The following is a 20,754-nucleotide window of genomic DNA, read 5'->3' as shown; positions in this document are numbered from 1 at the left end:
GCCGGCTCGGCTACCCGCCGCCCCGCTTCCCCGCCCTCCACTCCGGCGCCAGCACCGACCAGATCTCCTCGTCGTGCCGCTGCCCCCGGTAGAGGTAGCTCTCGCGCAGTACGCCGTCCCGCGTCATCCCCAGCCGCCGGGCCACCGCGATGCTGGGCGTGTTCGCCGACGAGACCCACCATTCGACCCGGTGGATGCCCCGCTCCTCGACGGCCCAGTCGATGAGCACCCGCGCGGCCCGGGTCACCAACCCCTTGCCGACCGCCGACGGTTCCAGCCAGCAGCCCGCCTCGGCGGTGCCCCGCGCGACGTCCATCGTCCGCAGGACGACCGCGCCGACCAGCGTGCCGTCCGTCCAGATGCCGTGGATCCGCCCGGTGTCGTTCGCGGTCCTCTCCGCGTACCCCTGGAGGAACGCCCGGCTCGCGGCCAGGTCCGTGACGACGTCCGGGAGGCCGTTGTGCTGCCCGATGAACTCCCGGCCCCGGTCGACATGGGCCAGGAACTCCCCGGCCCGCCACGGCTCCAGCGGGCGCAGTTCGGCGCCGTCGTCACCGAGGGACATCGCGTACATGGTCACCTTCCGCGGTCGGGAGCACGGGCAAACGGGGGAGCTGTTCAGCGTCGCGGGCCGGCCCGGAGCGCATAGGCCGCGGCGCCGACGGTGAGGACCGCCGCGCCGGAGATCACCGAGGACACCGGCAGGGTGCAGGCGAGCAGCAGACAGCCGGTCAGTCCGACGGCGGGCACGAGCCGCGGCGGGCGTCCCTCGGCCGGGGTCAGGGTCCAGGCGGAGGCGTTCGCGAGGGCGTAGTACACGAGGACGCCGAAGGAGGAGAAGCCGATCGCGCCCCGGAGGTCGGCGGTGCCGGCGAGGACGGCGACGACCGTGCCCACCGCCAGCTCGGCGCGGTGCGGGACCTTGAAGCGCGGGTGCACCGCGGCCAGGGCGTGCGGCAGATGGCGGTCCCGGGCCATGGCCAGGGTCGTACGGGAGACGCCGAGGATCAGCGCGAGCAGCGAGCCGAGCGCGGCCACCGCCGCCCCGGCACGGACCACCGGCACCAGCCAGCCCGCACCGGCCTGGCCCCATGGACCCGCCGCGGTGGCCGCGGCGGTGAGCGGTGCGGGGGTGTCCGCCAGCCGGTCCGGGCCGAGGACGGTCAGGACGGCGGTGGCCACCGCCGCGTAGACGACCAGGGTGAGACCGAGGGCGAGCGGGATCGCCCGGGGGATGGTGCGCGCCGGATCGCGGACCTCCTCGCCGAGGGTGGCGATGCGCGCGTATCCGGCGAAGGCGAAGAACAGCAGGCCGGCCGCCTGCAGCACACCGGTCCAGTGGGCGTCGGTGCCGACATCGAGGCGGCTGGGGTCCGCCGCGCCGCTGGTGAGGCAGCTGACGACGACGGCCGCCAGTACGGCGAGGACGACGGTGACGATCACCCGGGTGAGCCAGGCGGACTTCTGCACCCCGGTGTAGTTGACGGCGGTGAGCACCACCACGGCGGCGACCGCCACCGCATGCGCCTGTCCGGGCCAGAGGTACGCGCCGACGGTCAGCGCCATCGCGGCACAGGACGCCGTCTTGCCGACCACGAACGCCCATCCGGCGAGGTATCCCCAGAAGGCGCCGAGCCGCTCCCGTCCGTAGACGTAGGTGCCGCCCGAGGCCGGATACCGTGCGGCCAGCCGCGCCGAGGACGTCGCGTTGCAGTACGCGACCGCGGCCGCCACCGCCAGGCTCAGCAGGAGGCCCGAGCCGGCCGCCGCCGCGGCCGGGGCGAGGGCCGCGAAGATCCCCGCCCCGATCATCGAGCCGAGCCCGATCACCACCGCGTCCCCGGTACCGAGACGCCGCACGAGCTCCGGCTGCCGGCCGGTGGGCACCGTCCCTGCCATCACGTACCTCCTCACGGCACGGGCGGCCGCTTCGGGGCAGACGCTACCTCCCGGGCTCCGGTGTGCGGTGGACGAGCGGTGGCATGGCGCCGCAACGCATGGGTGCGCAGGGCGAGTTGGGCCGCGAACCGGAAGTGCGGGTCGCCGAGCCGGTCGCCGAAGAGCTCGTCGAGCTGGCGCAGCCGTTTGCGGGCCGTCTGCGGGTGGATGCCCAGGGCCTGGGCCACCTCGGGCGCGGTACGGCCCCAGGACATCAGCAGCGCGTCCAGGGTCTCGGCGAGCCGCACGGCCCGGCCGCGGGGCAGGTCCGCGAACGCGCCCAGCACCCGCCGGCCGAGCAGCAGCCCGATGTGCGCACTCCGGAGCAGATGGAGGTCGGCCAGTTCCTCGTCGGCGTGCACGAACAGCCCGCCGTCGGGCTCGGTGCCCGGCGCCCGTTCGGCACGGTGGTCGAGGGCCAGACGGGCGCACTGCAGCGAGAGCCATGCCTCGTGCGGGGCGACGGCCGGGCCCACGGCGGCGACGCGGCCCCGGGCGGCGTTGCGTACCCGCTCGATCAGCCCGCCGGTCTCCGGCTCGGGGACGATCAGCACCGTGTCGCTGCCCCGGTGGACGGTGAGCAGCTCGGCATCGGCGCCCGGTACGGCGAACCGGCCCGCCGACCGGACCACGACGCAGGCGACCGTGTGCGGCAGCGCCCAGCGGGCCCGTGCCGCCAGCGGCCCCAGTGGTGCCTGCTCCACCCCTCCCCCTCCGGGCTGCTCCAACAGCCGCTCCACCAGCGTGCGGCGGGCCCGCTTCAGCTCGTCCTCCGAGCGCAGCTGTGCCGCGAGGAAGCCCTGCACCGCCTCGTTGGACAGCGCGTTGATGTGGGTCAGTACCGCTTCGTGCAGCGGCACCACGATCTGGGGCGGCAGCGACGCCTCCTGGACGAGCTCGGCGTACCGCCGGCTGCCCACCCGCGCGCCGACGCGGAAGGCGGCCTGGAGGCCGTCCGTGGTACGGCCGTTGAGGAACTCCACGCGGCCCAGGTGCCGGAAGTGGCGGATGTGGTGGTCCTGGGCGCTGTCGGGGTGCTCGGTCAGCTCCGCGAACTGCCGCAGGGCGCGGCGGATCGACTCGACGAGGTCGCGGCCCACGGCGGAGTCGAGCGGCCGGCGGTACGCGGACACCTCCTCGCGGATCGCGTCCACCATGTCGGCGACGATGGCGTCGATCCGGGGGCGGATCAGTGCGGCCAGCGCCACGGGCAGCTCGTGCCAGGGCTCGCGCCGGAACGTCTCGGCCGATGACGCCATCGCGTAACTCCGTCTCGGGCGGCGGGAGAAGGGCGGGGAGAGGACACTTACGGGGCGGGGCAGGGGCGGCCGGCGCACGGGCTCCACGCGGTGAGGCGGCGCCGGCGAAAGATGTCACGCGGATGACATCTTCTCGGCTCCGCGCCCGTTCTGCCTGGTAGGGCTCCCGCGCACGGCGCCAGTGTGGATCCGACGTTACGCGGCGGTAGCTTCCGTGTCTCGCCCTTGTGACAAAGAAGCACGGGGCCGAGGACGGGACCGGGCACAGGCTCCGCACGGCCCCCTCGGCCAAGGGACTCCGGTGTCACGGGACCTCTGCCGCGCCCCTCCAGAGCACGGCAGAGGAGATCCCCCATGCGCACCTTCAGATCCCGGCCCGCTCCGCGCCTGCGGCCGCTGACCGCGGCCCTGACCGGGCTCGCCGCCGCCACCTGCCTCGGCCTCGCCGGCGCCGCCCCGACCCAGGCCACACCGTCCGCGGGCGACTCCCCCTCGGCAACCGCGGCGAACGACCCGGTCGGCCCGCGCCAGGACGGCTTCCTGCCGGCCTTCGCGTACTCCGCACTGCACCCCACGGCCGTGCCCACCGGCGCCAACGACTGGAGCTGCCGCCCGGGCGCCGCCCATCCGCGGCCCGTCGTGCTGGTGCACGGCACGTTCGAGAACCGCTACGCCAACTGGGCCGGACTGGCACCGAAGCTCAAGGATGCCGGCTACTGCGTCTACGCCCTCAACTACGGCGGAGACTCGGCAGGGCCGCTGAGGGCCACCGGCGACATCCCCGCCTCCGCACGTCAACTGGCGTCCTTCGTCGACCGGGTCCGGGCCGCGACCGGAGCCGCGAAGGTCGACCTGGTGGGGCACTCCCAGGGCGGTCTGCTGCCGCGCTACTACCTCAAGAACCTCGGCGGCGCGACCAAGGTGGACAAGCTCATCGCCCTCACCCCGACCAACCACGGCACCTCGCTCTGGGGCCTCGGCCTGCTCGCCCACCTCTTCCCGGGCGGTGACGCGATGATGGAGTCCTCCTGCCCGGCCTGCCACCAGCAGGTCACCGGCTCGGCATTCCTCAACGACCTGAACGCGGGCGGCGAAACCCACCCCGACGTCACCTACACGGTCATCACCAGCCGCTACGACGAGGTCATCACCCCCTACACCTCGGCCTATCTCACCGCCGCCCCGAAGGTCACCAACCTCACGGTCCAGGACGTCTGCCCCACCGACCTCACCGACCACGTCAACATCAGCTACGACCCCACCGCCACCACCCTCACCCTCAACGCCCTCGACCCGGCCCACCCCCACCGCCCGACCTGCTGACACCCGTCATCCCCCACGAGCCGTGGCCGCGCGGAACTCCCGCGCGGCCACCTCGCGCCCCCCGCGCCACGGACGAAGATCATCGGGGTCCAGAATGACCCGTATGTCGATAACGAACATTCCGCAGGCGACGACGATCGACGACGCTCCGCTGATCAGCCGCACGCTGGCGCGCGCCTTCGACGACGACCCGATGATGCGCCGGTTCTTCCCCGACGACGCCTCGCGCGAGGCGGAACTGGGCCGCTACTTCGCCACGCTCCTCACCCGGCAGTACGTCCACCACGCCGTCTGCGAGCACACCGAGGCGGCGGCCGCGTTCTGGGTGCCGCCGGAGGCGCAGGCCAAGACCGTTCCCGACGCGGAGACCGTGCAGGAGCTGCGGGAGATCCTCGGCGACCGGGCCGCACTGTTCAGGGACACCATCGAGACCGCGGCCCGGCACACGCCGCAGGAGCCGCACTGGTACCTGGCCCTGATCGGCGCCGACCCGGCCGCCCAGGGACAGGGTCACGGGGCCGCCCTGCTGCGCTCGGGGCTGGCCAAGGCCGACGCGGCGGGTCTCCCCGCCTACCTGGAGTCCTCCAAACCGTCCAACCTGCCCTTCTACGAGCACTTCGGCTTCACCGTGCGCGAAAGGCTCCAACTGCCGGACGGCGGACCGGAGTTGTGGGCGATGTGGCGCGAGCCGCACCGCCCGGCCGGCGCCTGAGAGCGACACCGGCCACTCCCGCCGTGCGCACCGGCGCTCGCGCCGATGCGCGTCGTCGCCTTCCGCCTACAGCTGTTGCTGGATCCACCAGAAGGCGAGGCCGACCGCGCCCGTACCGAGGCCGTAGCAGGTGCCGCGCAGAAGGTGGGCGGCCGCGTCGTGGCGGTGGCGGCGCACCCACTGCCGCAGACGGACGGTCCGGGCCACCCGGGGCGCCCGCGTCACGGGCTCGATGTGCTCCCCCGGCCCGGCCATGAGATCCGGGGCCGACTCCAGGGCCGGGGCCGTCTCCAGGGCCGGGGCCGGTTCCGGGTCCTGGGCCGGGGGCTTGGGCTTCCTCATGTGATGTCCTTCGTCTCAGCGGTGCTGCGCACAGTCCTGCAGCCGGCGGGCGATCTCCCGATCCGGCCGGCACACCAGCACGTCGTCCGTTTCCTCGCGGGTCGCCAGACGCTCGACCTCGGCGGTGAGGCCGGACGCCCTGACCCGTACGGGCGGGCAGTTGCGCCGCACGTACGTCGCGAACAGGCCCATGCCCTCCATGAAGGCGTCGTCGGGGCCGTCCAGGCAGTTCTGCAGCAGATCGATCCAGTGCTCGGCCTCGGCGACCTCACCCCGGCCGAGGTGGTGCAGGTGCAGACAGTAGGCAGCGGCTCTGTTACCGGCACCGGCGGCGAACTGCCACCAGAACTGGGCGCTCTCCGGATGGTCCGCGAGGGAGAGCATGCAGGCGAAGACCTGCGCGCCGTCGACATCGAGGTCCTCCAGGTCGTCCTCGTTCACCAACAGCGCGGTGCAGTCCTCGGCGCCGCCCGCCGCGCCGTCCTCACCACCGTCCTCCGCGCCGCCCTTCCTGCCGATCGCCTCCGCCAGCCGCTCGACGTGCACGGCGGCACCGGGCTGGTCGAGCACCCAGCGCACCACCACGGACAGCTGCTGCCGCGCCCGCGACACCGACGGCACCTCGACGCCGGCCGGTGGTAGGCCACTGACCCGCGGTACGTCGACGGCAGGCGGCACATAGCCGGCGTCTTCCGCCAGCCGCCGCAACCCCGCTCCCACGTCGAAGGCGCGCCGCCTGACGCGCAGCTTTCCTCCGGCCTCCGCAAGGAGCCGTTCCACACTGCTCACTTCGGGTCCCCCTCTCCCCTGATGTACGACGACACGGCCCGCTCCAGGCGCTCCTTCGCCTTGCGGCAGTGGTAGTCGACGGTGCTGTTGGTCACGCCCAGGTACCAGCCGATCTCGCTGGTCTCGCACTGCAGCACGTACCTCAGGACGATGACGTCGAACTGCCGCGGCGGCAGGCTGCACAGCGCGGCGTACAGGCCGGTCTCGCCGCGCAGCAGCCCCAACTTCCTCCGGAATCCGCCCAGTTGCTCCGATATGACGACCCGGCGCAGGATGGCCCAGGTCTGCTGCTGGAGGTTGCTCTCCTCCAGCAGGGCGTCCCAGTGGCGCAGGATCTCCAGGAACGCCCGGTGCACCGCCTCCTCGGCGGCGTCGTTACCGTCGAGGTGGAGCAGCGCGTACCGGTGGAACGCACCCTGGTTGGCCAGGTAGAGCGCCTCGAACTCCAACGGCAGGGGCAGTACCGCCTCCGCCACCGGGCTGCCGTCCTCCGCATGGACATCTTCGGTCATGGGTCCTCTTCGATGAGGCGTGGAACGTAAGGGCGAACGACAACTCCGGTCGCGCCACCCGCTGATGACGCCCACTCAACCCGACGGAGCGGAAAAACACGCATGCCCGCGGGGCCGAATATCACCCATTGATCACCATGCGCTGCGCAGCGTAATGACCTACCCAGCGGTAGTGGACCGTGAGCTGCCACTTCCCGGCGGGCGGTTGACGGGGGTCTACACCTCTTCGCGTCAACCAGTGACGCAACTCACAGCAGTACGCCGCACTTCCGGCGACATCCGGCCATGCGGCGACACCTCACGAACCTGATGTGTCAGCACCTTCACCCCCCGTAGGCGAACGGTCCGCATAGTGGGCGTTCACGTCGTACGGGCAGGACCGGCACCCAGACTCTTCCGGCTCACCGAACGTCTCACGCAATGAACAGGCACGACCATGAGTCGGACAGACACCCGGCCCCCCGAGGGCTCCCCGCAGACCGGACAGGACGGCGAGTCCGTGCTGTCGCACGGACTCAAGCAGCGTCATCTGTCGATGATCGCGCTCGGCGGCGTCATCGGCGCGGGGCTCTTCGTGGGCTCCGGGGCCGGTATCGCCGCGGCCGGGCCGGCCATCGTGCTGCTCTTCGTCGGGGCCGGCGCGCTGGTCATGCTGATCATGCGGATGCTCGGCGAGATGTCCGCCGCCCGGCCCTCCACCGGCTCCTTCTCGGTGCACGCGGAGCAGGAACTCGGCTCCTGGGCGGGGGTCACCTCGGGCTGGATGTACTGGCTGATGCTCTGCGCCGGTGTGGCCGCCGAGGCCACCGCGGCGGGCACGATCATGCACACCTGGGTGTCGTTCCTCCCCGCCTACGGCTGGGTGGCGATCTTCATGGCGTTCTTCTGCGCCAGCAACCTCACCGCGGTCAAGAACTTCGGCGAGTTCGAGTTCTGGTTCGCCGCCATCAAGGTCGCGACGATCGTGGCCTTCCTGGTCCTCGGCGTCCTGGGCATCCTCGGTGTGTTCGGCAACCCGCCCGGCACCACCCATCTCACCGGCCACGGCGGCTTCTTCCCGACCGGCGCCGCCGGCCTCGCCTCCGGGCTGCTGACCGCCATCTCCGCGTTCGCCGGTCTGGAGACCGTCACCATCGCGGCGGCGGAGTCCGACGATCCGAGCCGGAACGTCGCCCGTGCCGTCCGCACCGCCGTCTGGCGCATCGCCGTCTTCTACATCGGCTCCATGGCCGTGGTCGTCACGCTGGTGCCGTGGAACAACCCGAAGGTCGCCGCACAGGGCCCGTACGTCACCGTGCTCGACCGGCTCGGCATCCCGGCCGCCGGCACGATCATGCAGATCGTGGTGCTGGTGGCGCTGCTCTCCGCGATGAACGCCAACATCTACGGCTCGTCGCGGATGGCGTACTCCCTCGTCAACCGGGGTCTCGGGCCGCGCTTCCTCGGCCGGGTCACCCGGGGCGTGCCGGCCGCGTCGGTGCTGGCGTCCTGCGCCTTCGGCTTCGCCGCCGTCATCGCCGGGATCATCTGGCCGACCACCGTGTTCGCCTGGCTGCTGAACATCGCCGGCTGTGCGGTGCTGGTCGTCTGGTGCCTCGTCTGCCTCACCCAGCTCAGGATGCGCCGCCGTCTGGAGCGCGAGGCACCCGAGCTGCTCTCCGTGCGGATGTGGGGCTTCCCCTACCTGACCTGGCTGGCGTTCGCCGCCATCCTCGGCGTCTTCGCCGTGATGGCCACCTCGACGGACGGCCGCCACCAACTCGCCGGAACGGCCGTCGTGGTCGCGACCCTGGCCGCCGCCGGCCACCTCAAGCAGCGGCGCGACCGACGAGCCACCACCACAGGCTGAGCCCTGGTCCCGGCAGCCGCACGCGATCGCCCCGGCGTTACCCACACACCTCCGCGATCAGGGCCCGCACGACCTCCGCCTCCGGCGAGCCCAGCTGGGTGTAGTGGTGCAGGGCGCGCTCCCAGTGGTGCAGGGCAAGCCGCGGCGCACCGGCCCGGCAGACCGATCCGAGACCGCGCCGCGCCCGGGCCTCCTCGTACCTGCTGCCGCAGGAGCGGCTCAGGCGCAGCGCCCGCAGCAGGTGGCGCCGGGCCGACGTCGGGTCATCGGCCTTGGCGTACGCCTCGCCCAGCCCGTTGAGGGTCATCGCGGCGTCGAGGTGCATGTCCCGTGCGTCGAAGATCCGCCCGGCCTCCTGGAGGTGGCCGATGGCGTCCGTGGTCCGGCCGAGCTCCAGCTCCGCCAGTGACATCCCCCGCAGGGTGATGGCACGGTTCCGCTCGGCCCCCAGCCGCTCGTACTGCCGCAGTGCCCGCAGATGGTCGTCCAGCGCCCCGGCGTAGTCCCCGGAGTAGTGCCGCACCCAGGCGTGGTTCTCGACCGCGTTCGCGCTGCCGTGTGCGTCCCCCGCCGCCTCGAAGTGACCGGCGGCGGCCGTGTAGTGGGCCGACGCACCGGGCAGGTCCCGCTGTTCCAGCAGTGCCAGGCCCAGGCTGTTGTGCAGGATGCCCTGCGCGCGGCGGGCGCCGGCCCGTTCGGCGGCGGTGAGCGCCACCTGGTGCGTGGCCTGCCACGGCGCCCAGGTCTTGGCGAGGAAGAAGTAGCCGCGCAGCGCATCCGCGAGGAGCCAGCTGCGGGCCGGCGCGGAGGACCGGGCAGCGGCCCGGCAGACGCCGACCAGGTTGTCCAGCTCCGCGGACAGCCAGGACAGGGCGTCGGCACGGGAGGAGACCTCCAGGGCGGTGCCGGGCGGCAGGCCGTGCTCGTCCTGGAGGCGGTAGCGGTGCGGCGACAGCACCCGGTCGGCGCGGTCGGCGGTGGCCAGGTAGTGATCGACCAGCCGGTCGACGGCGGCCTCCCGTGCCGCCGCCGTAAGGTCCTCCTGCGCCCGTTCCCGGGCGTAGTCGTGGACCAGGCCGTGCAGCCGATAGCGCCCGCGGTCCTCCTCGTGCACCATGTGGGCGGCGCACAGGCCCTCCAGCAGACGGCGGGCCCGGGCGAGCGGCAGATCGACGAGAGCGGCGGCGGCATGCACGCCCAGCCGGGGGCCGGGGTGGACACCGCACAGTGCGAACAGCCGCCGCTGGTCGTCGTCGAGATCGCGGTACGAGACCGTCAGCACCGAGGCCATCCGCCGTTCCCCGTCGTCGAGTTCGTCCAGTCTGCTCTGCTCGTCCGCCAGCCAACCGGCCAGGTCGGCGAAGGCGCCCGGCGGTCTGCCGCGGACCCGGGCCGCCGCGATGCGCAGAGCCAGCGGAAGCCCACCGCACTGCTCGGCGATCCGCGCCGCGTGCCGGGCCACCTCCTCGGCGGCCGGTCCGCCCGCCCCTGCCCCGGGCCGGGCGGACACCTCCAGCAGCAGCCGCACGGCGGCGGCGTGCGGCAGGACGTCGAGGGTGAGGCGGTGGGCCTCGTCCACCGCGGGGAGCCGCCGTCTGCTCGACACCAGCACCCTGCTCCCGCCGGGTGGCGGCAGCATCGGACGCATCTGAGCGCTGTCGTGTGCGTTGTCCAGCACGACGAGCACGGGCCGCTCCGTCAGATGCCGGCGGTAGACGGCCGCGCGGTCCTCGGCATGCACCGGAACCGCCGCTGCTGGGACACCCAGTTGATGGAGCAGGCGCCCGAGTGCCTCTGCGGGTGTCAGCGGGGGCACGCCCGCGTCGTGTCCGCGCAGATCGACGTAGAGGACGCCGCCGGGGAACCGCCGTTGCCGGAGCGCTGTGTGGGCGGCCTGGATCAGGAGCTCGCTCTTGCCCACGCCGCCCGGGCCCGTCACCACGCTGACGGCCGGGCCTGCCGAGCCGTCCCCGGTGCCCAGGGCCGCTACCAGGGACGCCAGTTCCTCCTCATGGCCGACATGGACCGCCGACGGCGACGGCAGCGCGCTGGAAGGCGTACCCACGGGCTGCTGCGCGACCGTGACGGTCACCTGCCCGCCCTGGATCACCGGGCCGTGGAACACGCCTCCCGAGACGGTGTTGTGCACTCCGCCCGGTGCCTGCGGGACGCCGGACACCGCCCCCGGCTGCCCCAGGGCATCCCGGCCGGCACCGTCCGCTTCGCTCGTACTCATCCGCCCGCCCCCTCCGGGTACCCGCTCGCCGTCGAAAGGATCACAGGGTCCCACCCAGCCACCGCACACAGGCCAGGGCGACCCGGAGGAACTCGTCCGCCTCCGGTGACCCGGGCGCGGGCGGCGGCCGGTGCTCCCGGCCCACGGCGAAGGCGTGCCGGACGGCCGGGACGTTCGGCACGCCCAACTCCATTGCGTGATACAGGACTTCACGGGCCGCCGTCACCCGCGCACCCTCACACAGCAGCCGGTAGCGCAGCGCGTCGAGGCAGAAACGGGAGGCGAGCCAGGCGTCCCGCACCGGGTCGGTACGCTGCCGGTCGGCCGCCGTCAACCGGGTCCACAGCACGCTCTCCGCGTTCTGCGCCCAGAACCTGGCCTCCCCCGCCAGCTCCCGGACGGCCGGCCAGGTCAGCCCGGCCTCCTCCAGCGTGCCCACGATCGCGTGGCGTTCCGCCAGCAGACGGCAGGCGACCAGCGGGGCGCGCGCCGGCCCGGCCGGCTCGGTGACATTGACGCGCAGGGTGGCCAGATGCCGGTTCATCGCCGCGGCCAGCGCGTACCAGCGCTCCTGGCACGCGTCACCGTCGATGACGACGGTGACGTCGATGTCGCTGAAGCGGCTGACGGCCGCCGGGTCGAGCGCCGACCCGGTGAGAACGGCGGCCAGCACACCCGGCCGGCCGTGCAGGACGTCGCGTGCCCAGGCCGCGATGTCCGCCGGCGGCAGGAACGCGGGCCGGACGCGGCCGGGATCGGCCACCGGCCGCGCGGTGCCGGAGGCTTCGTCCTCCGCCCTGCGCAGCCGCACGGTCCGGCCGGCCCCCAGCATCGAGCGCAACGCCGCGGCGATCGTGGTCCGTTGCAAGGGCGTGGCCGGGTACGGGTCGTCGTGCTCCACGACGATCTCGTCCCCGTCCCGGGCGACCCGGGTGACACCGAGGTCCAGTTGTCTGCAGAGCTTGGCCAGATCGATGCGCCGTACGCCGCGGCCGTCGGGCTCCGCAAGGAGGGCGTGCTGGGTGCGCGCGTCGAGCAACTGCAGCCGCGGGCCGGGCCGCCGGCAGCCGCAGCTGCCGTCGATCCAGCGGCCCCGGTCGCCGTTCACGTAGCGCAGCAGCGGCATCGCCCGGTTGACCAGCGGCGTCACCGCGATGTCACCGGCCACCCCGAGCGGCAGCGGTTCCCCCGCCTCCCCCACCACCTCCAGGAACGCCCCCGACTCCTCGACGTGGTAGGTGCCGGTCTCCCCGCACTCGTGCGCGACGATGCCGGCCTCGGCGAGCGTGTACAGGGCGGTGACCGGGCAGCCGAAGGTCTCCCGGATGCGTGTCCGCAGCTCCGGGGTGAACTGCTCGCCGGACAGCACGACCAGCCGCGGTGCGACCCCGCTCGACGGGCCGAGGCGATCACACAGCGCCGCCATCACACTCGGCATCACGGTGATCACCTGCCCCCGTAACGCCTCGGCCGCGGAACGGAATTCCTCGTCCGGCAACTGCCAGGCCCGACTGAGGTTCCACTTGACCAGCCGGACACCGGACGGGTCCGCTGCGACCGAGGCCCGTGAGGTCGACGCCAGATGCAGGGTCAGATGCATGATCGACGGCTCGACGGATGCGCCCAGGCGGCGCCGTACGTGCCGGATCAGGGCGGCGAGTTCCGCTTGCTGCGCCGCCTCGTCGACGACGACCTCCAGGGGCGCGCCGGTCGTTCCGGTGGTGTGCACCCGCCGCCACCGGCGGGCGTCCCCTTCGGCCGACCACAGGCGCGGCCGCTCGGTCCTGACGTCCGTACGGCGCAGCAGCGGCAGGCGGCGCAGGGTGGCCGGCGCGTTCTCGCCGGAGACCGGCCCCGGCGGGATCAGTGTCTGGTAATGGGGAACGTGCCGGCGGGCGTGGTCGAGCAGTTCGGCGAGCGCCGTCGGCGCGGGCGGGCCGGTCATCCCGGAAGCCAATCGGCGGCTTCCTGGTCGACCTCGGCCAGGAACCCGGACAGCTCCTGGATGTCGTGGCCGCTCGTGGCCCAGAACTCGGCGAGCGCGGCGGGGCCGCTCTCCTCGCCCGGCTCACCGGCCACGGGCGCATGCAGCGCGTGGGCCCGGTAGGTCACCATTCTGACCAGCCGCAGCAGCTCCGTGGTGTTCCCGCCCTCGGCGGCCCAGCGGCTGCACAGTTCGGCGAAGGCCTCCCCGCCGTCCGGCACCGCTTCGGCCGACCGGGAGGCGTGCACCAGCAGGCGCAGACGGCCGCGCAGCAGCACCCCGGTCCGTTTGCTCATCCGTGCGGGGACGGCCTGGAGGAACGCCTCGTGCAGATAGTCCGGCAGCTCTGCGGCACGGAGCGTCGACCGCATCACCCGCACCGGCGTCCTGCGTCCGATCACCGGGTCTCGTCCTCCGCCGTCCGGCCGCCGGCCGCGGACCGGGTGGCCTGCTGGAGGTTCTCCAGCCGCCACAGCATCCGGTCGACCGCCTTGCGCACCGCGGGGTCCCGGGCCGGCTCCGAGGCGGCCTGCCGGACCAGCTCCAGCGCCCGGGCCGGCAGTCCCAACCGCTCGTACACGAGGGCGAGTCCGTGCAGGGCGCGCGGCAGATCGATGGTCAGGGACAGGGCGCGCATCTCGCTCACCGTGCGTTCCAGGCTCCGCGCCGCGGCTTCGGGTGAGCCAAGGCGTGCCTCGCACATCGCCAGGCTCGCTTCCGTGTCGAGCCGGTGCCGGGCGTCGGCGCGCCCGTCGCCGGCCGCCAGCGCGGTGCGATAGGCCGCGGCGGCCTCCTCGTACCGCCCGCGCCGCAGATGGACGTTGCCCGCCAGCTTGTGCGCGATCAGCAGGCCCGCGGCATCGCCCTCGCGGCCACGCAGCGCGACGCAGATGCCCAGCTCGTGCAGCGTCGACCGGTCGTCCTCCTGCAGGTACGACAGGAAGGCCCGCTGCCCCGCCAGTTCGGCGCGCAGCGCCGGGGAGTCGGCGGCTCCGGGGAGCACCTCGCACTCGCGCGCCAGTTGCCAGGCGGAGCGGGTGTCGCCGAGCTGGGCGATCTTGCGGGACAGCCGGACCCGGAGGCGCACCCGGTCCGCGGTGTCCCCGCGGCCGTCGGACGCCTCGATCAGTGCCTTGGTGAGCAGGACGTACTCCTTCCAGAAGCCACGCGCGTTCAGCCGGTCCAGCAACCGGTCCGGGACCGCCTCGCGCAGGGCCCGCCACTCGCCGGTTGCCACGGACACGAGGGCCACCGGCGCCAGCACCCCCGCGAGCGACGCCAGCGCGTCGTTCTCCGCGCCGGCCGCCAGACCTGCCAGTTCGCCGAGGATCTCGTGCAGCGCGGCCGGCCGGGCCGAGGGCTCCTCGTCGTCCAGGGCCTGGACGACGAGCTGGGGCACCTCGACCCCGCCGGCCACCCGGACGACGAGACAGCGCGGGACCAGATCGGACAGCGCGAGGGTGAACCACGAAGGCAGCGGCATCCCGGCCGAGAGCAGGTCCGCGAGCGGTACCCGGTCGAGCACCGCGGCGTACGCGAGGGCCTTGCGGTGCACCGGTGGCAGCCGGGCGACGGCCGTGGACACGAGTTTCCGGGCGGAGCGGACGTCCGGCGGGAGGTCGGGGCGGACCAGCAGGGCCGCCGGAACGTAGGCGGTGTGCGCGAGGAAGGTGCGCAGGGCGAGCGGATGGGAGAGCACATCGGCCGGCAGCTGTTCCGCCAATTCCTCGGGATCGACGGGAAGGTTGGTGCGTTCCGCCATGTGCGCGATGAAGTCGGTGCCTTCGGCCCGGGACATCGGCGGGACGAGGACGTGGCGGACGTCGGCGGCATCGACGAGGTGCTCGATGGCCGTGGCCAGGACCAGGCAGTCCGGGTGCCCGGCGAAGGCGCGCAGCACGGTGCTCCCGGTCCGGTCCGTGCCGAGATCGTCCAGCAGCACCAGGAGCGGTTCCTCCGCGACGCGCGCCAACAGGGCGGCCAGCGCCTCCGGCCAGTCATGGAGATACAGCTCTTCGGCGGTCATCCCGCGGTCGAAGGTCCGGTCCAGCCAGGCGTTGACCTCCTCCACGAGGTAGCGCGGCTCGGCGGTCGTGGTCCCGCCCGCGGGCAGGGCGAGCACGGTCCGGTCGGTGCGGAGACCGTCCGCGGTGTCGCAGAGCACATGGGTCTTGCCGATGCCGGGAAGTCCGCACAGCACGACCGGTGCCCCACCCGCGGTCAGCGCGGCGCGGGCCGCCGCCACGGCGGAGCTGCGCTGCCAGCCACTTGCCGGGGCGTGGAAGGCCGAGCGGTAACTCTCCGCGGGCGGTGGCTGTCCGGCCCGTAACGCCGACACCGCGGGCCGCGGCGGCCCGGGCGGCTCCCCGCGGATCCCGGCACACAGCCGGGTGAACGACTGGGGGTGGTCCAGTCCGCCGCGGAAGTCGCAGTAGGTGTACCGGTCCAGGAAGTCCGCATGCGCCAGCGCCGCGTCCGAGGCGTCCGGGAGCAGCACGGGAATCACCCGCATCGAGCGGCCGTTGACCCGGGCCGCGACCGCGAGGCGTACCTCCTCGTTCTGCCACGGCCCCAGGCCGTGTGCGCCGTACATCGCCAGACAGCACGGGCTGTTGGCCAGCGCCTCGTTCTGACGCTCCTGCCAGGGCTCGCCCGCCACCAGATACCAGTCGTCGAGGAAGACGTGGAAGCCCTCGGCGTGCAGCATCTCGGCGAGCCGGTGCACCACCGCGCGATCCTTGTCGGCGTTGTAGCTGATGAACGCGTCATAGGCCGACCCCGCCGGACGGGCTTCGCTTCCCACCACTCCCCCATCGCACCGCGCAGCTCCCACCACCGGTTTCCGGGCAGATGCGCACGCACACCGGCGCCCGGCACGGTGACCCCGATTATGCCTGGCGGCGGACGGGCGGGTCATCGGCCAGGGGCGGTCGCACGGGCGCGGAGCGAGCGCCGGGATCAGCTGCCCACCGACGCCCGCCTCCCCAGCTCCTCACTCCCCCCAGATCTTCCGGTAAGCCTGCCGGTAACCCTCCGAGTCCCAGGACAGGGCGCCGCCGCTGTTGGTGGGGGTGGCGATGTGGACGGGGGCGACGTACCCGCTGTCCGGGGCGCCGGCGAAGGCGCGGTTGAACTCGTCGATGATCTGCCAGCCCTGTTCGGAGAGCGGCTCGGGCACGGTGGCGGCCTGGAACTGCTTGCCGTTGACGCGCTGGAAGGCCGACGGATCGCCGTCGCCGGCACCGATGTTGAAGGGAGCGCCGGCGCCGTCCTTGCCCGCGGCGCGCAGCGCGGGCGCGGCGTGCTGGAAGTACAGGTCGTTGATGGCCGCGGAATAGGTCCACCTGCGGCCGAAACGGGACAGCAGCGAGCGGACCTCCCCGATGGAGCGCCTACTGGCCTCGGGGATGGGGATGTTGGTGTAGCGCAGCAGCTTCACCCCGGAGCAGGTGGCGAGTTCCTTCTTGATCAGGTCGGACTTGTGCTTCGCGAAGGGCACCGTGGCGTCGGTGAACAGCACCACGCCGGCGTGGCCGTGGGAGCGGGCGATGATCCAGTCGGCGCTGATCTTCGCGACGTCCTCGACCCGGGAGGTGATGTTGCTGAAGAGCTGCGGGTCCTTGCTCGGGCCGGGGGCGGGGGCGGCGTGCCAGCCGATCAGCGGAATCCCGGCCGTACGGGCCTTCTTGAGGTCCTTAGCGACGATGCCGGGATCGAACCCGCTGAGCACGATGCCGTCCGGCTTGAGGTCGAGGGCCTGCCGGAAGGCGGCCCGCTGGCCGTCGGGCGTGCCCTGGCCGTTGAGGGTGCGGGCGTGCCAGCCGAGGATCTTGGCGGCTTCCTGGAAACCCTGGGCGACCCCGGCGACGCCCGGGTTGGTCAAGGTCTGGGCTATGTAGACGACGGTCTTGCCGTGCACGGCCTTGGGCCCGGTGGTGGGGCCCTTCCAGGGGGCGTTGACCTCCTGGGCCTTCTTGACGGCCTGCTCGGCCCGGGAGAGGGCGGTGGGGCAGCCGGGCTTGGCGGAGCTCTTGGCGGAGTCGGTGGTGCCGGCGCCGGAATCGCAGCCGGCGGTGGCCATGACCAGGAGTGCGGCGGCGGTCACGGCCGCCTTGCGGGTGGGGTGCACGGGTGTCCTCGCAGCGCAGGATGAGGGTACGGGCCGGGGTGGGGGGAGACAGGTTACGGGTGGCGGTGGTCCGGGCGGCATCCGCCTGCGGGAGATGCCCCCACCGTCGGAGATGCCGTGTATGCCGCCTGTGCCGGACCCGTTGAAATCGCGCCAGTTCGTGCTCGCGTTCGCGCTCGCCTTCGCTCCCTTTTCGCGCCACTTCCCTCCCCTTCCCACCCCTTCGTTCCCCTTGATTCCGCTCCCCGACGGGCATCGACCGACCGCGAACAGGACCTCCACCTCCGCCTTAACGGACCAAAGGTGACGAACAGTTGAATACTGCGAAGCCTTGATGCGTCACAGGTTGCATGCCCGTGCACAACCGGTAGTGTTCACGGCCGGTTGACCGTGTGGCGGAATCTTTTCGCTCGCATTGAGGTGCAAACCTCGCAATCTCCGTGTTTCCCCGTCGTCACGTCCCCGTCGTCGACGGTCGGAACACCCCCTCGGTCACCGCTCAGCAGCACGTCGTAAGGAGGCCCGGGTGTCCGTGGACGCAGTGGACCCGCCACAACACGAACCCGAACCGTCCCGGCGTACGCCGCTGCGGCCGCCGTTCCGTCAGCAGGCGGACGCGCTCCTCGACCGATGGCCGTTCCGGCGGAAGCTCAACGTCCTGGTCATCGCGCCCGTCGCGGTCGTCGGCGTGCTGCTGGGCGTCGGCGTCACCACGCAGGTGGGCAAGGCCCAGGACGCCGGCCGCAGCGCGGAACTGGTGCGGGACAGCGAGCAGGTCACCCGGCTGATCAACGACGTACAGGCCGAACACCGGCAGGCGCTCCTGCTGTCCGTGGAACAGGAGTCGGTCCGGCCCGGCGGCGCCCTGCCGTCCACCGCCGCCTACCGCCGCACCCAGCAGCACACCGACAAGCAGGTCACCGCCGTGCACACGGCGTTCGGACCGGGCCTGCCGAAGGACGAGGCCCGGGCCCTTGCGTACATCCGTGGGCTCACCGTGCTGCGGGACAAGGTCGAACGCGGCTCGGTGCCGGCCGCCACCATCGACCCCGCCTACGCCGCCGCCGTCGGCTACCTGATCGACGGCATCGGCCTCGACCGCTACGTCGGCACCTCGTCGTCCTCCGTCACCAACCTCCTCGACACCGTGCTCCGCGCCGACGCCGCCCACGCGGCCTTCGAGAGCGGGGTGTTCTCCGCCCAGACCCGGGACGCCAACGCGCTCACCGAGTACACCCGCGCGGTCGGCGCCCACAAGCTGTACGAGGAGCAGACCGCACGGTTCGGCCGGATCGCCGACCCCGAGCAGGTCCTGGCGCTGGGCGGGATCGAGCGGGACGCCGAGGAGAACGGCATCGAGGCCCAGTTCGCGGAGCTCCAGATCGACCCCGGCTCCCTGCAGGGCCAGACCCCGCACCAGCTGCGCAAGGCCATGGCCGCCGGAACCCGGCAGGCCGAGGCCCGCCTCGCCGTCACCCGGTCGCTGACCGAGCAGATCGCCGCCCGCGCCGACGGCCTCTCCCGGGACGCCCTGCACAACGCGCTGACGATGCTCGGCCTCGCCCTGCTCGGCTTCGCCTCCTGGCTGACCTTCTCCGTCCTGGTCCGGCGCTCGGTCGTCCGCCCCCTGGCGGCCCTGACCGGCGCCGCCCAGCAGGTGGTCGACGTGGCCGGCGAGGAGCTCGCCAGGGTCGAGGACGACGATTCCGCGGACCGCACCCCGCTGCGGCCGCGGCCGATCCCCGTCCCGGTCCACGACGAGATCGGCCACCTGGCCGAGGCGTTCAACCAGGTGCAGGTGACCGCCGCGGCGCTGCTGGAACGTCAGGTGCTCAGCCGCCGCAACGTCGCCGAGATGTTCGGCAACGTCGGACGCCGGGTCAGCAACCTCACCTCGCGCCAACTGATGCTCATCGACGCCGTGGAACGCGAGGAGACCGACCCGGACGTCCTGGAGCGGATGTACCGCATCGACCACATCGCCGTCCGCCTCCAGCGCAACGCCGACAGCCTGATGCTGCTCGCCGGCATCCGGGACCCCGAGATGGAGGCCCGCCCGACCGGCCTGGCCAACGTCATCCGGGCCGGACTCGGCCAGATCGAGGGCTACCAGCGGGTGTCGCTGCGGGCCGAGACCGAGGTCGTCGTCGCACCCGACATCGTCGACGACCTGACCCTGATGCTCGCCGAACTGCTGGAGAACGCGGTCTCGTTCTCCCCGTCCGACACCCCCGTCGAGGTGGTCGTCCGGCCCGGCACCGACGTCACGTCGGACGGCGGCGCCCTGATCGAGGTCATCGACCACGGCCTCGGCATGAGCGCGGAACGCCTCGCCGAGGAGAACGCCCGGCTGGTCCGCCGGGAACGGCTCGACCTCGTACCGACCAAGGTCCTCGGCCTGTTCGTGGTCGGCAACCTCGCCCGGCGCTCGGGCATCCGGGTCACCCTGAGCCGCACCCCGGGCGGCGGGGTCACCAGCACCGTCTGGCTCCCGTCGACGCTGCTCCCGGCCGTGAACCCGGCTCCGACGCCGACGTCGCCGGACATACCGTCGGCGGCCGGGGTCACGGAACGGGCCGGGGCTGCGGACACGGCCGGGCCCGAGTCCGATGCCGAGTCCGACGCCGCGAACGAGTTCGCGCCCGACCCCGTGGCGAACGCCGCCGAGCACACAGCCCCCGGCAGCGCCGACTCCGCCTCCGCCGCCCCCTCTTCCGCCACGCCCCTGCCCGTGCGGGCCCTCCCCACCGCGCCCGAACGGCAGCCGGACGGGCCACCCCGGGAGGACAAGCTCCCCCGGCGCCTCCCGCGCCCCACCCCGGGCGACGCGGAGCCGGCCACCCCCGCGTCCGCGAACGGCCCCGGCCGGTCCGTCCGGCCGCTGCGACGGCGGGTACGGGGAGCGACGCTCGACATGACCACCCCGGCGGCCGACCGAACGGCACAGGACGTGCGCCGGCCCGCCGACGCCGACGCGGTCCGGTCGGAACTCGACGAATTCGAGGCCGCCGTCCGCAGGGCGGAACAAGAGAGTGCGCCCGCAACGGGCGAACCGGCGCCATCGCCACACCAGCAACCCCGGAAGGAGTCGGGCAGTGAGCACGCCGACAGGTAACAGCGGTTCCGAACGGCAGGAACCCACCGATCTGACAGCCGCCGCGGCCGACTTCACCTGGCTGCTCGACCGGTTCGCCACGCAGACCGCCGGCGTCGTCGACGCCATCGCGGTGTCGTCGGACGGCCTGCTGATCGCCGTCTCCCAACTGCGCGAACAGGCCGACTCCGAGCGGCTCGCAGCGATCGTGTCGGGCGTCACGAGCCTGGCCGCCGGCGCGTCCGGCAACTACGGCCTCGGCGGCCTCAACAAGGTCATCATCGACCTGGAGGGCGGCCATGTGCTGGTGTCGGCCATCGGCTGCGGTGCCGTCCTCGGCGTGGTCACCTCGAAGGAGGCGAAGCTCGGCAACATCGCCTACGAGATGACCCTCTTCGCCAACCGGGCCGGCAGCGCGCTCACCCCCCAACTGGTGCTGGAACTCAAGAAAACCGCCGGCGCCGCCCCGACCCGCTGACCTGCCTGCCTCCCAGCGGCGGAGGCAGGGTGCGGACGCCGCGGAGCGAGCAGAAGGCGTGCTGTCCGCGCCGGGGCTGTGCTCAGGGCCATTGCCGGCTCTGAGCACA

Annotated in this window: 16 protein-coding genes; 5 read left to right on the top strand and 11 right to left on the bottom strand. The window is 73.0% G+C overall.

Annotation, left to right across the window (positions count from 1 at the left end; translation table 11 throughout):
* Positions 1–10 precede the first annotated feature (10 nt).
* The 3 genes from ACFV1J_RS16275 to ACFV1J_RS16265 are packed head-to-tail and all read right to left on the bottom strand — an operon-like array spanning position 11 to position 3,197.
* Complete coding sequence (locus ACFV1J_RS16275) at positions 11–574, bottom strand: GNAT family N-acetyltransferase (protein WP_385858471.1); 564 nt, start codon at positions 572–574, stop codon at positions 11–13.
* A gap of 44 nt (positions 575–618) precedes the next feature.
* Positions 619–1,899, bottom strand: coding sequence for an APC family permease (locus ACFV1J_RS16270; protein ID WP_385858469.1), 1,281 nt, complete (start codon positions 1,897–1,899; stop codon positions 619–621).
* 11 nt (positions 1,900–1,910) lie between these two features.
* Positions 1,911–3,197: a helix-turn-helix domain-containing protein gene (locus tag ACFV1J_RS16265; RefSeq protein ID WP_385858467.1), complete on the bottom strand. Its 1,287-nt coding sequence runs from the start codon at positions 3,195–3,197 to the stop codon at positions 1,911–1,913.
* Between the two features lie 354 nt (positions 3,198–3,551).
* Here ACFV1J_RS16265 and ACFV1J_RS16260 point away from each other — a divergent pair, with 354 nt between their 5' ends.
* Together ACFV1J_RS16260 and ACFV1J_RS16255 are read left to right on the top strand one after the other, a co-directional pair.
* Positions 3,552–4,520, top strand: coding sequence for an esterase/lipase family protein (locus ACFV1J_RS16260; RefSeq protein ID WP_385858465.1), 969 nt, complete (start codon positions 3,552–3,554; stop codon positions 4,518–4,520).
* A 103-nt stretch (positions 4,521–4,623) separates the two neighbouring features.
* Positions 4,624–5,232 carry a GNAT family N-acetyltransferase gene (locus ACFV1J_RS16255; protein WP_385858463.1) on the top strand — a complete coding sequence of 203 codons (609 nt, stop codon included), beginning with the start codon at positions 4,624–4,626 and terminating at the stop codon, positions 5,230–5,232.
* Between the two features lie 66 nt (positions 5,233–5,298).
* Here the strand turns inward: ACFV1J_RS16255 and ACFV1J_RS16250 are convergent, their stop codons facing one another.
* From ACFV1J_RS16250 to ACFV1J_RS16240, 3 genes are read right to left on the bottom strand one after another with little or no spacing between them, the layout of a single operon-like run.
* Positions 5,299–5,574, bottom strand: coding sequence for a hypothetical protein (locus tag ACFV1J_RS16250; RefSeq protein WP_385858460.1), 276 nt, complete (start codon positions 5,572–5,574; stop codon positions 5,299–5,301).
* Between the two features lie 15 nt (positions 5,575–5,589).
* Entirely contained in the window at positions 5,590–6,363 is a 774-nt protein-coding gene (locus ACFV1J_RS16245) for a hypothetical protein (RefSeq protein WP_385858458.1), read from the bottom strand.
* The gene (locus tag ACFV1J_RS16240; protein ID WP_385858456.1) at positions 6,360–6,875 is read right to left on the bottom strand and encodes an RNA polymerase sigma factor; all 516 of its coding nucleotides are present in this window, start codon (positions 6,873–6,875) and stop codon (positions 6,360–6,362) included. Before ACFV1J_RS16240 ends, ACFV1J_RS16245 begins: the two co-directional genes overlap by 4 nt.
* A gap of 436 nt (positions 6,876–7,311) precedes the next feature.
* On the opposite strand from ACFV1J_RS16240, the gene ACFV1J_RS16235 reads away from it, so the two are divergent.
* Positions 7,312–8,724, top strand: a complete 1,413-nt coding sequence (locus ACFV1J_RS16235) for an amino acid permease (RefSeq protein WP_385858454.1) — start codon at positions 7,312–7,314, stop codon at positions 8,722–8,724.
* A 37-nt stretch (positions 8,725–8,761) separates the two neighbouring features.
* On the opposite strand, the gene ACFV1J_RS16230 is transcribed toward ACFV1J_RS16235, so the two are convergent.
* From ACFV1J_RS16230 to ACFV1J_RS16210, 5 genes are all read right to left on the bottom strand, one after another.
* Positions 8,762–10,960, bottom strand: coding sequence for an ATP-binding protein (locus tag ACFV1J_RS16230; RefSeq protein WP_385858452.1), 2,199 nt, complete (start codon positions 10,958–10,960; stop codon positions 8,762–8,764).
* Between the two features lie 40 nt (positions 10,961–11,000).
* Positions 11,001–12,905, bottom strand: a complete 1,905-nt coding sequence (locus tag ACFV1J_RS16225; protein ID WP_385858450.1) for an AMP-binding protein — start codon at positions 12,903–12,905, stop codon at positions 11,001–11,003.
* The gene (locus ACFV1J_RS16220; RefSeq protein ID WP_385858449.1) at positions 12,902–13,345 is read right to left on the bottom strand and encodes a hypothetical protein; all 444 of its coding nucleotides are present in this window, start codon (positions 13,343–13,345) and stop codon (positions 12,902–12,904) included. The genes ACFV1J_RS16225 and ACFV1J_RS16220 overlap by 4 nt, the downstream gene beginning before the upstream one ends.
* The gene (locus tag ACFV1J_RS16215) at positions 13,342–15,747 is read right to left on the bottom strand and encodes a TIR domain-containing protein (protein WP_385858446.1); all 2,406 of its coding nucleotides are present in this window, start codon (positions 15,745–15,747) and stop codon (positions 13,342–13,344) included. Before ACFV1J_RS16215 ends, ACFV1J_RS16220 begins: the two co-directional genes overlap by 4 nt.
* A gap of 189 nt (positions 15,748–15,936) precedes the next feature.
* Positions 15,937–17,073, bottom strand: coding sequence for a substrate-binding domain-containing protein (locus ACFV1J_RS16210; protein WP_385858444.1), 1,137 nt, complete (start codon positions 17,071–17,073; stop codon positions 15,937–15,939).
* 526 nt (positions 17,074–17,599) lie between these two features.
* On the opposite strand from ACFV1J_RS16210, the gene ACFV1J_RS16205 reads away from it, so the two are divergent.
* Entirely contained in the window at positions 17,600–20,188 is a 2,589-nt protein-coding gene (locus ACFV1J_RS16205) for an ATP-binding protein (protein ID WP_385858442.1), read from the top strand.
* Positions 20,169–20,645 carry a roadblock/LC7 domain-containing protein gene (locus tag ACFV1J_RS16200; protein WP_385858440.1) on the top strand — a complete coding sequence of 159 codons (477 nt, stop codon included), beginning with the start codon at positions 20,169–20,171 and terminating at the stop codon, positions 20,643–20,645. The genes ACFV1J_RS16205 and ACFV1J_RS16200 overlap by 20 nt, the downstream gene beginning before the upstream one ends.
* Positions 20,646–20,754 lie beyond the last annotated feature (109 nt).

Origin of the sequence: Streptomyces sp. NPDC059649 (assembly GCF_042734445.1) — a bacterium.
Classification (GTDB): Bacteria; Actinomycetota; Actinomycetes; order Streptomycetales; family Streptomycetaceae; genus Streptomyces.
Note: the sequence above shows the minus strand (reverse complement) of the source record. Positions and strands in the feature narration are given on the sequence as shown.

Bases quoted from the DNA above. Each gene is read 5' to 3' on its own strand.
- ACFV1J_RS16230 (WP_385858452.1), bottom strand. From the start codon at position 10,960: ATGAGTACGAGCGAAGCGGACGGTGCCGGCCGGGATGCCCTGGGGCAG.
- ACFV1J_RS16260 (WP_385858465.1), top strand. From the start codon at position 3,552: ATGCGCACCTTCAGATCCCGGCCCGCTCCGCGCCTGCGGCCGCTGACC.
- ACFV1J_RS16275 (WP_385858471.1), bottom strand. From the start codon at position 574: ATGTACGCGATGTCCCTCGGTGACGACGGCGCCGAACTGCGCCCGCTG.
- ACFV1J_RS16270 (WP_385858469.1), bottom strand. From the start codon at position 1,899: ATGGCAGGGACGGTGCCCACCGGCCGGCAGCCGGAGCTCGTGCGGCGT.
- ACFV1J_RS16225 (WP_385858450.1), bottom strand. From the start codon at position 12,905: ATGACCGGCCCGCCCGCGCCGACGGCGCTCGCCGAACTGCTCGACCAC.
- ACFV1J_RS16235 (WP_385858454.1), top strand. From the start codon at position 7,312: ATGAGTCGGACAGACACCCGGCCCCCCGAGGGCTCCCCGCAGACCGGA.
- ACFV1J_RS16255 (WP_385858463.1), top strand. From the start codon at position 4,624: ATGTCGATAACGAACATTCCGCAGGCGACGACGATCGACGACGCTCCG.
- ACFV1J_RS16250 (WP_385858460.1), bottom strand. From the start codon at position 5,574: ATGAGGAAGCCCAAGCCCCCGGCCCAGGACCCGGAACCGGCCCCGGCC.
- ACFV1J_RS16265 (WP_385858467.1), bottom strand. From the start codon at position 3,197: ATGGCGTCATCGGCCGAGACGTTCCGGCGCGAGCCCTGGCACGAGCTG.
- ACFV1J_RS16240 (WP_385858456.1), bottom strand. From the start codon at position 6,875: ATGACCGAAGATGTCCATGCGGAGGACGGCAGCCCGGTGGCGGAGGCG.